We start from the raw sequence: 13019 nt of genomic DNA, 5'->3' as shown, positions 1-13019 counted from the left end.
TATCAATGATTAAAATTCAGGCGGAAGCCAATGTTCCTACAGAGCACGGCAGTTTCCGAATGATTGCTTTCTCTGAAAATGAAAACGACTGGATGCCTCATATGGCCATCGTTGCAGAAAATACAGATTTCTCTAAACCTGTAAATGTTCGTTTTCATTCGGAATGTATTACCGGAGAAGTTTTCCATTCAAAAAAATGCGAATGCGGCCAACAATTGGATGCTGCAATGAAATATACCCACGAAAATGGAGGAATTATTGTTTATCTCCGTCAGGAAGGTAGAAATATTGGTATCATCAATAAGCTTAAGGCCTATTCACTCCAGGAAAAAGGTCTTGATACGGTACAAGCCAATCTTGAATTGGGTTTACCTGCTGATGACAGAAACTTTGGAGTAGCAATTGAGATTCTGAATCTACTGGATGTAAAAGATATCAATCTGCTTACCAACAATCCTGAAAAGGTAAAATATGTGGTAGACAGCAATATTCATCTTAACGCAAGAATACCACTACAGATACCAGCCAATGAAATAAGCAAAGGCTATCTGCAAACAAAAAAAGATTTCTTTGGCCATCTTCTTGATGACAATGATAACTAGATAAAATAAAAGCTTCAGAAATTCTGAAGCTTTTTTTATTGGAATGAACTTTTGAAATCACATAGCCATCTATAAAAGTGAATACATTTCAATTTATAATTTTTTTCATCATTAAATGGATCTTTTAAAGCTTCTTTCTTATTGGACAACTAGTAATCTTAATTTCATCAGAAAGTGCAAGGACAGCTTTATTTAGACCTTACGGAGACAGAAAAATAAATAGTTCAGATTTCCTCATCATCTATAAACTATTATTCATAAAAATCAAAAGCCCCGGAAGATTTCTCCCGGGACTTTTTTAATTATAAAAAACTGAAAAGATATTTTCTTAATTAGTGTGTGCTAATTGTTTTGATCTTAGATGCATCAAGGTTATAATAATTTACCACCGCATTGTAATCACTTAAGTCAACATTAGCAATTTTTGCTGATTTATTTTTTTGAGGATCAGCAGGAACCAAAACAATTCTAAAAGTTTGATTATTTAAGAAATCATTAGCTTGGTCCGTATTTAAAGTTGATAAAATAAAATTTTGGTTTTCAATTCTTACTTGAACTTCTTTATTACTGAAAACAAAATTATATTCAAATCTTCTTGGTGAAGGAGAAGTTGCGGGGTCTACATATACTGTTTTTGGTATTTGCTGCCATGCATTTCCTGCTCTTCTATATACTAAAACAACATCAGTAGTTTCAATATTAATATCTGCTGTTAATGCATAATTGTTTGCTGCTGTAAATGATCCAGGCGCATCCATCATGATAGGGAATGTATCGTGATCTACTGGATTAGGCACTACTACCGGATCGTTGCTACTATTATCGCAACTATAAGATAGAAAACCAACACCAGCAAGTAATATAAGTGGAAGAATTTTTTTCATTTTTATAAATGTTTAGTTATTATTTATATTGCTTATTCAAATCATATACCAAAAATTTCAAAAACTTTGTTTTCGTCAATTTTTTTAATTGTATTTTTGTTCTTATTCAAAAAGTCATGAAGAAATTATTATATACTTCACTCTTTATTGTTGCATTAATAAGTCCTAAGGCTAATGCCCAGTATCAGCCTAAAAATGCATCCAAAGAAGATCTGAAAAAAGCTCAGCAATGGGTGGATAAAACATACAAAAATCTTTCTCAGGATGAAAAATTAGGACAGCTTTTTATTGTTGCACTTTATACCAATAAAGGAGAAGACTATATTAACCAGGTTAGAAACATTGTTGTAAATGATAAAATTGGAGGTCTGATCTTAATGCAGGACGATGCAGCAAGGGAAATTAATCTGGTCAACGAATTTCAACAGAAATCTAAGGTTCCATTAATGATAGGTATGGATGCTGAATGGGGAATATTCCAGAGAATTGCAACGGCTCATAAGTTTCCTTGGGCTATGACATTGGGAGCCATTCAGGATAAAAACCTGGTTTATCAAATGTCTGCTAAAATAGCTGAGGATTGCCACAGAATGGGTATTAACTGGGACTTTGCTCCGGTAGTGGATGTAAATACAAATCCTAATAACCCTATTATCGGTAACAGGAGTTTCGGGTCTGAGGTGAGCAATGTAATAAACTCTGCCCTATCCTACTCTAATGGTCTTCAGGACAATAATATATTAGCAGCCATCAAGCATTTCCCGGGTCATGGTGACACCAGTACAGACTCGCATCTTGATCTTCCGGTGGTTTCTCATAATCTGGACCGACTTAATTCAATAGAATTGGCCCCTTTCAAAGCTTTAATGGATAAAGGAATTGGTGGCGTAATGGTTGCCCACTTATATGTTCCGAGTTTAGAATCCGGAAAAGGCATCCCTGCTTCTGTTTCTAAAAATATCATTACCGGATTATTGAAAGATAAGCTGGGTTATAAAGGCTTAATCATTACTGATGCTTTAAATATGGGAGCTGTAGCGAACAAATATAAGCCGGGAGAATTAGATGCCCTTGCATTTAAAGCCGGAAATGATATTATGCTTTTTTCACAAGGTGTTTCTGAAGGGAAAAAACTAATTCAGAAAGCAATAGATACCAAAGAAATTTCTCAATCCAGGGTAGAGGAAAGTGTAAAGAAAATTTTATTAACAAAATATTTCCTTGGACTTACTCAATACACACCAAAAAATACTGAGAACATCAATGCCGATCTGAATAATGATTCTCATAAAACATTGGTACAGAATCTTTATGCCAATGCACTAACTTTAATAAAGGATGATAAAAAACTTCTTCCTATTTCTGGAAAACAGATTTACTATGTTCCTTTGGAAGAAGCCCCATATCAAACTTTTGCCAACAGACTAGGTTCAAATGTTATGATTAAAAAAGCTAGCGAAATTAGTACTATCCCAGCAGGCTCTACAGTAATTGTAGGTTTCCACAAAGATAATTCTACAGCTTACAAGCCTTATAAAGTATCAGCCGAATCTAAGAAAGTTCTTTCTGATCTAACTAAAAATCAAAATGTAATTCTTAATGTCTTCGGAAGCGCTTATGCTCTAAAAGATATTGATATCTCCAAGGTTTCAACAGTTCTTGTTTCTTATGAAAACAATGATGATTCCATGAATGCTACAGCTGATGCCTTAAACGGAAAAACAAAAATCTGGGGGAAGCTTCCTGTATTGGTTAATGACCAGTTAAAAGCAGGAATGGGTATAGACCTAAATGCTACTTCTTCCATGAATACCAAATAATACAACATCAAAACAACAATAATCTAATGAAAATAGGCATACTTTGCTATCCTACCTATGGTGGAAGCGGAATTGTAGCAACAGAACTGGGAATGTCCCTTGCTAACAAAGGATATGAAGTACACTTCATAAGTTCTGCCCTTCCTGCAAGATTAGACATTACCAACCCCAATATTTTCTTTCACAGGGTAAATGTTCAAACTTACCCGCTTTTCCAGTATCAGCCATATGATATTGCGCTAAGTTCAATGATCTACAGGGTTGTTAATCTTTATAAACTGGATCTGCTTCACGCACATTATGCCATTCCTTATGCATATGCGGCCTTTACAGCCAAGCAAATGCTACAAGAAGACAATAATGACATTCCTTTGGTTACCACGTTACATGGTACAGATATTACGCTTGTAGGGCAACATCCAAGCTATAAACACGCAGTAGAATTTTCTATCAATCAATCTGATGCCATTACTTCCGTTTCTGAAAGTCTGAAAAAAGATACCCTTCAGTTTTTTAATATTAAAAAGGAAATCCAGGTGATTACCAACTTTATTGATAATTCTGAATTTGATGACTGTTCTGAATGTCAACGAACACAGTTTGCGAATCCGGATGAGAAAATATTAATCCATGTATCTAACCTTCGTCCTGTAAAACGTGTGGAGGAAGTATTGCAGATCTTTAAGAATGTAGAAAAAAAGGTGAAATCTAAGCTTATCATCATCGGTGAAGGCCCGGATATGGAAAAAGTAAACCAATTCCTTGAAGAAAACCCGGATCTTATCTCAAAAATCCGTCTTTTAGGTAAGGTGAATGATCTTTATAAGATCTTGCAACTTTCAGATGTATTCCTTCTTCCATCGGAACAGGAAAGCTTCGGTCTGGCAGCCTTGGAAGCCATGGCAGCTTATACACCGGTAATCAGCTCAAATGCGGGTGGAATTCCTGAGGTAAATATTCAGGGAGAAACAGGATATCTTGCAGAGATTGGAAATGTGGAAGCCATGAGTAACTACACGATCAAACTTTTGAGCAATGAAGAACTTTTAGCCAAAATGAAGCAAAATGCGAAAGATCAGGCGATAAAATTCGATTTGAAAAACATTCTTCCTATCTATGAGAAAATGTATAGAACAACCATAGAAAATTTTAAGAATGAGCTGACGAAAGTATAATATTTCTATTATATTTACGTCACACTTATGACGGAAAAACTACTTCAATATCTTTGGAACTATAAGATTTTCAAATATTTTGACTTCAAGGATATTGAAGGGAATTCCGTTGAAATTATACAATTCGGAACATGGAATAAGGATGCAGGTCCTGATTTTCTGAATGCTAAAATTAAAATTAACGGCTTGGTTCTGGTCGGAAATATAGAACTGCACGTTCGTACTTCCGACTGGATTTTCCATAATCACTCTCAAGACCCCAATTATCAAAACATCATTCTTCATGTCGTTTTTCAACATGATACAGATATTAATGTACTTATCGAGAAAAAAGTTCCTACCCTGGAACTGAAGAACTATATCGATGAGAATATTCTTGGAAAGTATGACAGCCTCATCAATGGTAAACAGTTTATTGCCTGTGAGAATATTTTCAGCAAAGAAAAAGTTCCTGTTAATTTTCATGAGGGGAATATTTTGAAAAAACTAGAAGAAAAATCGTTGGAACTCGAGGAAAGTTTAATCCTATATAAAAATAATTTTGAGGCCGTTTTATTTCATAGTCTTGCTTATTCTTTCGGATTAAAAGTAAATTCCCATATCTTTCGACAGATTGCAGAAAGTATTGACTATAGCATTATTAATAAAATCCGCCAAAATACATTACAGCTTGAAGCCTTATTATTTGGAATTTCCGGTTGGCTGGATCATCCTGAAGACGGACAAACGAAGATCTGGAAGCGGGAATTCGAGTTTATTCGGGCAAAGTTCAATATCTCAGATTTAAAATTCAGACCTAAGTTTTTAAGATTACGCCCACCTAATTTCCCTACAGTCCGTTTGTCCCAACTTGCAAATCTTTATCAACAACAGAATTTATTTTCAAAGATAATGGATGCTGAAAGTGTGGATGAACTGTATGATATTTTTAAGTCAGTAAAAGCTTCCGAGTATTGGGATTGCCATTTTAATTTTGGTGTTATTTCAAAAGTTCAGCCTAAGACTTTAAGTAAGGATTTTATTGATCTTCTTATTTTAAACTCAATTCTTCCTTTAAAGTATACCTATCACAAATATTACAGTGAAGAAATCGCCGATAAGATCATAACATTCTACAGAAATATTTCTCCTGAAAAGAATTCGATCATCCAAGGATGGAAAAATCTCGGGGTACCTATCACCAATGCCATGGAGAGCCAGAGCCTGATTTACCACCATAAAAATTCATGTGACGAAAAAAATTGCTTAACTTGCAGTATTGGATTTAAACTTTTAAAAGAATCTTGAAATGCTGAGTAATATCCGTCATAAAATGGAAAGAGAATGGTTTGGTGTTCTTACGAGAACAGGTGCTAAGCTGGGAATTCCTGTATCCAAATTAAGGATTTTCTTCATCTACTCTACTTTTGCCACAGCCGGTTTTTTCTTTCTGATTTATTTGGGTTTGGCATTCACTTTGTGGATTAAAGATATTTTTATCACAAGAAGACCAAGCGTCTTTGATTTATAATTATGGAATTTTTACCGATTACTTCTGCTGAGGATTATAGAGTTCAGGAAATCTATTCTTCTTATATCAGCACGTTTCCTGTGGACGAACAAAGAGATAAGGAACAGTTTTTAGATTTATTTTCAAATCCGAAAGTAAAATTCATGTCCGTAGTACATGAATCTGAACCTATTGGATACCTCATCTTATGGGAATTAAGCTCCTTTGTTTTTGTGGAACATTTTGAAGTGTTTGAGGCTTTCAGAAGTAAAAAACTAGGATCTCATATCATAGGACACTTACTGGAAAACTATCCTAGAATTATCCTGGAAATTGAGCCTGAGGATTTGAATGAAGATGCTAAAAGACGTTATTCTTTTTACCAGAGAAATAGCTTTAGTCTGATTGATACCACCCATGTACAGCCAAGTTATGGCGAGGGAAAACAATCCCTAAATTTATGGTTACTTGCCAATTATTCTCCTGATAATGTAGAGGAGCTTAAAAAAGAAATTTGTGATATTGTTTATCCTTAAATATAAAACGCCGGAAAGTATCCGGCGTTATTTTTTTTATCGTAAATAAAAATTTCTGCTTTCATTAGTTTACTTCATACTCAAGCTTTATCGTAATATTTGCTTCTTTTTCTTTGGAGGAAGTATTAAATGTTCCACCATACGAATAATCTTCATTTGAATTTGGTTCTGTGATCTGGATAACCCCCATCGTTGCTTTTTTAAGATTCCCAAGGCTGCTTCCTGAATTTTCTGCAATTTTCTCTGCTCTTTCTTTAGCATCCTTTGTCGCGCTTGCAATCATTTCCTGCTTTACAGTAGCCAGTTTAGTATAAAAATAAGCAGGTGAAGAAGATGTAAACTCAATTCCTCTGTTAATAATTTCTGTAATATTTCTGGATAGATTTTCAATTTTAGCTACCTCTTTACTTTCAATGGAAACCTTTTGAGTAAGATTGTAACCTGAGAATTCGCCCTGTACATAATTCCCATTGGCATCGTTATAGCTTCTGAACTGCTTTTGGATATCTACGGATGAAAATACAATTTCACTCTGCTTTATCCCTTTGGAAAGCAGATAATCATTGATTACCTTTCTGTCTAATGCCAACTCATCGTAAGCTGATTTTAAGTCGATATTATTTTTGGAAAAACTACCGGACCAAGTGATCAGGTCGGAGGTAAATTGTTTTGTACCTAAGCCCGTAACAGAAATCGTATTTTCAGATTTATTTCTGTTCTTAATAGAATTGCCCAATAGGCCCAGACCAAGCACAAAGCCTAAGGCTCCCACAGCCACGGCAATAATGTTTTTATTCATAATAATTTGTGAATTTGTTTTTGGTTATGAGAATATTACATCAATTTCCATTCCACTATTTTAAGATTTTTTAACATAAATGAGAAACTGGAAATTATTGATGTGAAAAATTTAAAGTTTATTGATGGCTGTTCTTTAGTCTTTCTATAAAAAGTGGGATTGTTTCCTCCATTCGCAGCATGACACCGGATAAATTTCTTGCTTTTACATAGGTACGAACCTGAGGTTTTACAGCAAATGAAAATTCTATAAATTCTGAAATTCTGTCTACCGGAATTCCTGCGTTGGTAAAATATTCATCCTCTACTCTTTTCCTAACCCACATAATATGTTCCTGCAAATCATCGTACCTGTATTGTCTTTTCTGCTTTCTTGCTTTACCGCTCACAAGATCATAAACCCCCTGAACATTGAGATTTCCCAAGAGTATTGGTAAAAGAACGCTTTTCACTTCTGCTGGTGTCTCCCTCATTTTACCTACAGGTTGCGGAAGCCCAACAGCATTTCTTACCTGCTCACCTTTATCCACTTTTGCTACAATTCTGGAATCCTGCTCCAGATCTCCGGAAAGTTTCTTTACAATTTTTACTTCTCCAACATCTTTGGGAATCTGAAAAAGTGTTATCAACAATTCTGAATTAATTCCGTTTTGAAGCACTCTTCGGGAAACTCTTTTGAAGTCTTCCTTTACAAACCTTAATTCATCATTGGGGTTGGCATCAATAGAGAACATTCCTAGTGAATTGGAAAGTGTTTTTTTATCCGTGGAAATGTTAACAACAATAACTCCGCTTAGGTTATCTCCATTATCATCAATAGTCCTCCCCGTTACTGTTTGCTGAGAAAACAAAACATTACTGCATAGAAAAACAATGAAAAGAAAAACTTTTTTCCAATCTTCATTTTTAATATTTATGGCTTTATGTTTCAATTAGTATGCAGATATTAACTGCTTTGTTTTATTTAAAATTATGGCTTTCACAGATTACTTTTGAGCCTCTGGTGTACGATAGGTTGAAATTCTTGTCAGTACAAAACGCTGGAATCTATATAAATCAGCATCACTACAGAATCCGTATTTCAAAATCTTTTTTCTTTCAAAACCACCAGCCAAAACATAGGAAATAAAATGATCAATGAGTGGTTTTTCTATTTTAAGGTTCGTAAAATATTCTTCACCTAAGCTTGCTTTGATATAGCTCATCAAATCAATGTCATCCCATTTATTTTTAACTTTTCCAATAGAAAATCCTTCACCTTTCGGTTGAACAAATTCTCCAGGTCTTGCTGCCAGTATTCTTGGATCTGACTTTTGTGCAATATAAGAATCTATCTCCTTGCTTAGTTTTTCAACCTTTTTAGGCTTGTTATAATTTCTTGAATCTATTTTTAAGTTTCCGGTAAGCCCTTGCTTCACTTCCACTTCAGGAATCTGAATGGTCTGCCGTACAAGACTAACCTCCATTGGAGTTTGTACATTTTCTTGGGAGATCTTTTTTATTACCCTTTCATAGCCTGCCTTTATAAAGCGAAGTTCATCACCTGTCCTACCGGAGATCATAAAATGTCCGTCTCCATTTGAAAGGACCATTTCATCTGTTCTGATGTTGATAACATTAACGTCCTGCATATCTGAACCTCCTTCAGAAATAATCTTTCCGAAGATATAGCTTTGGGCATGGGTATGAATGAAAAAGATAAAGGTTAAAAGAAAGAATAGTTTAAATTTCACGGATTGTTTTTAATAAAGCAAAGCTAAAATTATTTTTAAATATTACCATAAATTTAACCACAGTTAACGCCTTTTAATATTTTCTTTCAGGCCTTTGCTAATTTTTGCTGTCGAAACTGTTAAATAGCTCCATTGAATTGTTAAAGTTTATTTTAAATTTTAGCTAACTTGCAGTCTCAATTCTCTTTTAACAATGCAAAATTCTTATACAGTCATCAATGCTTCCGCAGGATCCGGGAAAACTTACGCCCTGGTTCAGAGACTTCTGATGATCTGTCTCCGCTATCCTAATCAACAGCAATCGATCAGGAATATTCTCGCCCTGACCTTTACCAATAAGGCAGCGAATGAGATGAAGGAAAGAATTTTGACATGGTTGGGAAACTTCTCCGCCAGTGATTATGCAGGAAATCCTGATCTTAAAAACATGCAGAAAGCTTTTGAGGAACAAGGTCTGAAGATCACAATTGATGAACTTCATCTTCGCTCTAAAAGGCTTTTGGACCATATTCTTCATAACTACTCTACATTGAATATTGGAACGATTGACCGCTTTAATTCAAGATTGGTAAGAAGCTTTTCCTATGAACTTGGATTAGCCAAAAATTTTAATCTGGAAATTGAAGCTGAACCGTTTTTGATTGAGGCTGTGGATAAAATGTTAGATCAGATCGGGGAAAATGAAACGATCTCCAATTCTTTCATGGATTATGTGGATTATAGTCTTGAGAACAATGAAAGAATCAATCTTAACAAAAACCTGTATGATTCTGCAAAGGAATTTGTAAAGGATATTCATTACGAACATCTGAAAAATAATGATAGTTTTGATGATGCCAATTATGAGGATATCAAGAATACACTTCGTAAAGAGATTGTTCTTAATAAGAAGCAAGCTGCAGAGTTGGCTGCATCCTCCATTGAATTATTCAAATCCAGAAATATCGAGATTGAAGATTTTGCCCAAGGGAAAAACGGTATCGGAGGTTTCTTTACAAAGGTCATTGATTTTTATCAACAGAAAAGAGCAAGTTTTCCTTTTCCGACAACTTTAGAAGAGTCTGTAGTCAACAATTACAGAAAGGGTGCTTCATCAAAATCAAAGCACAAGGAAACTGAAATTTTTGAGGTTCTGGATCAGCTTATTGAGAACAGGATGCAGCTTATTCTTTTATATATTGAAACCCAGAAGAAAGAAAAGGTTCTATCTGCTTTGCTTCCTTTAAAGGTTAATAAGGATATTCAGGATGAGCTTAAAAAGATTGAGGAAGAAAATGATCTTGTTCTGTTATCCAAATTTAATATCCTGATCAATGAAAATCTGAAGAATGAACCTTCAGCGTTTATTTATGAAAAGGTAGGCTCACAGTTTCAGCATTATTTCTTTGATGAATTTCAGGATACTTCTGAGCTTCAGTGGCAGAATTTTGTTCCGTTAAGGGATCACAGTGTTTCTACAGAAAATACTTCATTTACTTTGGTGGGAGACCCTAAGCAGAGTATCTACAGATTCCGAGGGGGAGAAAGCAAACTGATGCTGGATATTATCAACAAAAAGGAATTTTCTCCTAAGGAAGCTGATCTTCTTGTTTTAAAGGATAACTGGAGAAGCGCAAAAAATATTGTACAGTTTAATAATGAACTGTATCAGTATCATTCCAGAGATCTGGAAGAAGAGCATAAGAATATCTTTGGAACAGATGCTGAGCAAACACCAAAGTCAAAGATTGATGGACGGGTAAAGGTTAACCTCATTGAGAATCTTACCAACGACGAGTTTTATGATGATACTTCTGAAAGGATGCAAAAAGATATTCAGGAATGCCTGGATAATGGTTTCAAGTTCTCTGATATTACAATCCTTTGCCGTGGAAACTTTGATATTTTCAGTTACTCTCAAAAGCTAGGAAACTTAAAGGTTAACTATCATGGTGAGGAAACCAATATCAAGACAATTTCCGACAAAGGCCTTACTCTTGAACTTTCCAATACGCTGAAAGCTGTTATTGAATTTTTAAGATGGGAAATCAATCCCAAGAATAAACCCTGCCTTATCATGATGATGTATCATCTGAATACGCTGGGCAAAATTCATATGGCAGATTTTACCCTTGATATGAAAGAAATTCTGGATGTGGAGGGACATGAGGAAATTCTTCAGTTTATTCAGCAGAAATATTCGCTACAGCTTAAGCAGGATAATTTTCCTAGATTTAATTTATACAATTTTATAGAGTATTATATCAATGAATTCTCTGTAGAAAATAAGGAAACGGATTTCTTACTCAACTTTTTGGAAATGCTTTTCAACTTTACCCAAAACGCGGGGGCAAGTACAAAGGAATTTTTAAAGTATTGGGATGAAGAAGCTTCTTCCTACACTATTCAGGCTTCGGAAAACATTGATGCCATCCAGATCATGACCATCCACAAGTCAAAGGGGCTGGAATTTCCTATTGTTTTTATTCCTATGATGAACAAAAACAGGGATAGTGAGTTTACCAATTGGTTTGAGACAAGTGAAAGCTCTGCTTTAAAATCCGTAAACATTAATCAGTTCAGTAAAAATCTGGAGGTTTATGACGAACAGATTCAAAGTTTTAACAAAAAAAATTCCTATAAGAATTTAATTGACAGATTATGCTTGCAGTATGTAGCTACTACCAGACCTGTTGAACAGCTATTCTTCTATCTTCAAAAAGCTAACAAAACATCCAACAATCTTGAGTTGTTAGAATTTATTCAGACAAAAAATACAGAGAATGCTGATGAATTTGATCTGTATGAAATAAATCCTGATATGCTGAAGAAGCATTCAAAGACTAAAAGTTCATCTTTTAAGACACAGAATATTCAAAATCTGAAGAATGTAAATGAAAACAGTACTTCCATAAAGATTGCTACCCCATCCAAGAACTATCAGGTAAGGAATGAAAAAGTGAGGATCGGGCTTTTCGTTCACGAGCTTTTATCAAAGATCAATACCCAAAAGGATATCAATAAGGTTTTGGAGGGTTATGCGTTGGAGGGCTTAATTACTCTGGAGGAGAAGAACGAAATTCAAGTTACTCTGGAAGATATTGTGAAGACCTATGCTGAATTTTTCGATGAAAAATGGGAGGTTATCAATGAGAAAGATATCATGATCTCTGAAAATGGAGAAAGTCATATTTCAAGACCTGACCGTATATTAAAAAGTGAAGAGGGTTATATCATTGTTGATTTTAAAACCGGAGAACGTAAAGATAAAGACGTAGCTCAGGTACAAGGTTATAAAAACATTCTCGAAAGACTGGGTAAAAAAGTTCTTAAAACTCAAATCATTTACCTATAAATTTCAACCCATGTTATTAAAACATAGTATAAAATTAAGGTAAAAAATACTTAAAATAAAAAAGGATTGTTTATTTTTATTCTATATAACATCAGCCCAGTTATATATTGGGGCTGATAAAGAGATTTCAGGTAACCATGAAAATATATTTTATCTCTTTTGTCATAAGTGTTCTTATGATGGCATTCTCATCAGTAGCCGTTTATAATATTGCAGATTATATGGATCCGCCGATAACACCCGATGGCCATAGGTATATGCCCATTGAAAACGTAGTAAAGGCTTTATTCTTAAGTATTATAATAGGTGCTATAACTTTTATTTCTGCTATTCGAATCCAGAGAAAAAGACAGAAGAAGTAAGTTTTCTAAAGCTTAAATCCTACCAAGGCTATGAAAAATTACATTATAAAAAACTGGAGAATATTACTCAACATTCAAATAACAGGCTTCACTCTATTTATTATTTTGACCGTTATTTATTATTGGAATACCTCTGCGCACGCTTCTTTTAACCGAAATATAGAAATAACTAATCTGCAGGGAATATTCTCATTGATAATGACCTATCTTTTTGTGTTATTTTCTATAATTACTTTAGTATATCCTTTTCTTTTATTCACACAGGCATACTTTATCTGGAAAGAAA

General features: G+C 34.4%; 11 protein-coding genes. 7 read left to right on the top strand and 4 right to left on the bottom strand.

The features are described from left to right. Positions 1-5: 5 nt before the first annotated feature. Positions 6-602 carry a GTP cyclohydrolase II gene (gene ribA, locus EG359_RS17495; protein WP_076357371.1) on the top strand — a complete coding sequence of 199 codons (597 nt, stop codon included), beginning with the start codon at positions 6-8 and terminating at the stop codon, positions 600-602. Positions 603-934: 332 nt separating this feature from the next. Here ribA and EG359_RS17490 read toward each other — a convergent pair whose 3' ends face one another. Continuing rightward, positions 935-1486, bottom strand: coding sequence for a hypothetical protein (locus EG359_RS17490; RefSeq protein WP_076357373.1), 552 nt, complete (start codon positions 1484-1486; stop codon positions 935-937). A gap of 116 nt (positions 1487-1602) precedes the next feature. Here EG359_RS17490 and EG359_RS17485 point away from each other — a divergent pair, with 116 nt between their 5' ends. From EG359_RS17485 to EG359_RS17465, 5 genes are read left to right on the top strand one after another with little or no spacing between them, the layout of a single operon-like run. Continuing rightward, the gene (locus EG359_RS17485; RefSeq protein ID WP_076357375.1) at positions 1603-3306 is read left to right on the top strand and encodes a glycoside hydrolase family 3 protein; all 1704 of its coding nucleotides are present in this window, start codon (positions 1603-1605) and stop codon (positions 3304-3306) included. A gap of 26 nt (positions 3307-3332) precedes the next feature. After that, positions 3333-4481 (top strand): N-acetyl-alpha-D-glucosaminyl L-malate synthase BshA, encoded by a 1149-nt coding sequence (gene bshA / locus EG359_RS17480; protein WP_076357377.1) that lies wholly within the window; start codon positions 3333-3335, stop codon positions 4479-4481. 27 nt (positions 4482-4508) lie between these two features. Then, positions 4509-5768, top strand: coding sequence for a DUF2851 family protein (locus tag EG359_RS17475; RefSeq protein ID WP_076357379.1), 1260 nt, complete (start codon positions 4509-4511; stop codon positions 5766-5768). A gap of 1 nt (position 5769) precedes the next feature. Then, positions 5770-5991, top strand: a complete 222-nt coding sequence (locus tag EG359_RS17470) for a PspC family transcriptional regulator (protein WP_034695702.1) — start codon at positions 5770-5772, stop codon at positions 5989-5991. 2 nt (positions 5992-5993) lie between these two features. Next, positions 5994-6506: a GNAT family N-acetyltransferase gene (locus EG359_RS17465; RefSeq protein WP_076357381.1), complete on the top strand. Its 513-nt coding sequence runs from the start codon at positions 5994-5996 to the stop codon at positions 6504-6506. Between the two features lie 64 nt (positions 6507-6570). Here the strand turns inward: EG359_RS17465 and EG359_RS17460 are convergent, their stop codons facing one another. The 3 genes from EG359_RS17460 to EG359_RS17450 form a co-directional block, all read right to left on the bottom strand. Next, a complete protein-coding gene (locus EG359_RS17460) occupies positions 6571-7305 on the bottom strand; it encodes an SIMPL domain-containing protein (protein ID WP_076357383.1) in 735 nt (244 codons plus the stop codon). Between the two features lie 118 nt (positions 7306-7423). Continuing rightward, entirely contained in the window at positions 7424-8236 is an 813-nt protein-coding gene (locus EG359_RS17455) for a carboxypeptidase regulatory-like domain-containing protein (RefSeq protein WP_228435139.1), read from the bottom strand. A gap of 54 nt (positions 8237-8290) precedes the next feature. Beyond that, entirely contained in the window at positions 8291-9037 is a 747-nt protein-coding gene (locus EG359_RS17450; RefSeq protein WP_076357385.1) for a hypothetical protein, read from the bottom strand. 193 nt (positions 9038-9230) lie between these two features. On the opposite strand from EG359_RS17450, the gene EG359_RS17445 reads away from it, so the two are divergent. After that, positions 9231-12371: a UvrD-helicase domain-containing protein gene (locus EG359_RS17445; protein ID WP_076357387.1), complete on the top strand. Its 3141-nt coding sequence runs from the start codon at positions 9231-9233 to the stop codon at positions 12369-12371. Positions 12372-13019 lie beyond the last annotated feature (648 nt).

Origin of the sequence: Chryseobacterium joostei (genome assembly GCF_003815775.1) — a bacterium.
GTDB classification, from domain to species: Bacteria; Bacteroidota; Bacteroidia; order Flavobacteriales; family Weeksellaceae; genus Chryseobacterium; species Chryseobacterium joostei.
This window is presented reverse-complemented; position numbering and strand designations above follow the sequence as displayed.

Bases quoted from the DNA above. Each gene is read 5' to 3' on its own strand.
- EG359_RS17490 (WP_076357373.1), bottom strand. From the start codon at position 1,486: ATGAAAAAAATTCTTCCACTTATATTACTTGCTGGTGTTGGTTTTCTA.
- ribA (WP_076357371.1), top strand. From the start codon at position 6: ATGATTAAAATTCAGGCGGAAGCCAATGTTCCTACAGAGCACGGCAGT.
- EG359_RS17460 (WP_076357383.1), bottom strand. From the start codon at position 7,305: ATGAATAAAAACATTATTGCCGTGGCTGTGGGAGCCTTAGGCTTTGTG.
- bshA (WP_076357377.1), top strand. From the start codon at position 3,333: ATGAAAATAGGCATACTTTGCTATCCTACCTATGGTGGAAGCGGAATT.
- EG359_RS17445 (WP_076357387.1), top strand. From the start codon at position 9,231: ATGCAAAATTCTTATACAGTCATCAATGCTTCCGCAGGATCCGGGAAA.
- EG359_RS17470 (WP_034695702.1), top strand. From the start codon at position 5,770: ATGCTGAGTAATATCCGTCATAAAATGGAAAGAGAATGGTTTGGTGTT.
- EG359_RS17475 (WP_076357379.1), top strand. From the start codon at position 4,509: ATGACGGAAAAACTACTTCAATATCTTTGGAACTATAAGATTTTCAAA.
- EG359_RS17465 (WP_076357381.1), top strand. From the start codon at position 5,994: ATGGAATTTTTACCGATTACTTCTGCTGAGGATTATAGAGTTCAGGAA.
- EG359_RS17485 (WP_076357375.1), top strand. From the start codon at position 1,603: ATGAAGAAATTATTATATACTTCACTCTTTATTGTTGCATTAATAAGT.